The sequence below is a fragment of the Streptomyces sp. SM1 genome, from assembly GCF_002910825.1.
Classification (GTDB): Bacteria; Actinomycetota; Actinomycetes; order Streptomycetales; family Streptomycetaceae; genus Streptomyces; species Streptomyces okerensis.
In genome coordinates this window covers 1-820 of the sequence record NZ_NEUB01000504.1, presented here as the reverse complement: position 1 = coordinate 820, position 820 = coordinate 1, and the positions used below count along the sequence as shown (strand labels likewise).

At 75.0% G+C, this 820-nt stretch carries 2 protein-coding genes; one reads left to right on the top strand and one right to left on the bottom strand.

Going from position 1 to position 820, the window contains the following annotated elements; genetic code table 11:
• Positions 1-417: 1-acyl-sn-glycerol-3-phosphate acyltransferase (locus tag B9S61_RS12320; RefSeq protein WP_181007343.1), on the bottom strand; the 417-nt coding region annotated here is incomplete at its 3' end.
• Between the two features lie 225 nt (positions 418-642).
• Between B9S61_RS12320 and B9S61_RS12315 the strand changes: the two genes are divergently transcribed.
• Positions 643-820 (top strand): DUF2795 domain-containing protein (locus B9S61_RS12315; protein ID WP_103542287.1); only part of this gene is annotated, 178 nt, incomplete at its 3' end.

Genomic DNA, 820 nt, shown 5'->3' with positions numbered 1-820 from the left:
GGTGGCGGCCGCCAGCCGTGCCAGACCGGTACGGAAGGAGCGGGGCCCGGCACATGCCGCGTCCTCGCGCGGGGGCAGTCCGCCCTCCGCGTAGATGAGCACATGGCGTCCCGCCCGCACCGCCCGCGCCGCGGCCTCCAGCGCGTCCGCCGCGCGGGCGGTTCTCCGGTACACCGGGATGTGGCCGCCCTTCACCAGGGCGCGGCCCAGCACCGGCACGCGCCACAGCCCCGCCGTCGCCATGACGACGGGTGTCACGCCCACGCGGCGCAGAGCGGCCAGCACGACGGCCGGATCGGCCAACGAGTCGTGGTTGGCGACGAAGACACTGCCCGCGGGGAAGGACCCGCCGGCTTCGCGGGTGACGGTGAGCCGCCCGAACAGGGGCAGCAGGACGGCGGCGGCACGGCTGAGCAAGGGACTGCCTCTCGACGGACGGACGCGGTGCACCCAGCCTGGTGCGCGCCCGGTCCCGGCGCCTGAGTACGCCTACTCGGGCCCACGGCTCCGGCTACTCGGGTTTCCGCGTCGTCGGACCGGTCTCCCGCCGGGCAGCCGAGGGCGGCGAATCACTTCCCGGCGCCCTGGGTACCCGCCACGTCCTCGCGCGGATCCGCCGCGTCGCTCCACCGAGAGGCCGACATGGCCGAGCTCGACCCGATCGAACCGCAGAAGGCGCTGAAGGGCACCGAGTACCCCGCCGGCCGTGACGACCTGGTCGCGCCGGCGAAGAGCAACGGCGCGGACAGCACTCGCGTCCAGAAGCTGACGCGGAGCGGGAGCAAGCGGTTCGACGGCCCCGACGAGGTGCAGAAGGCGG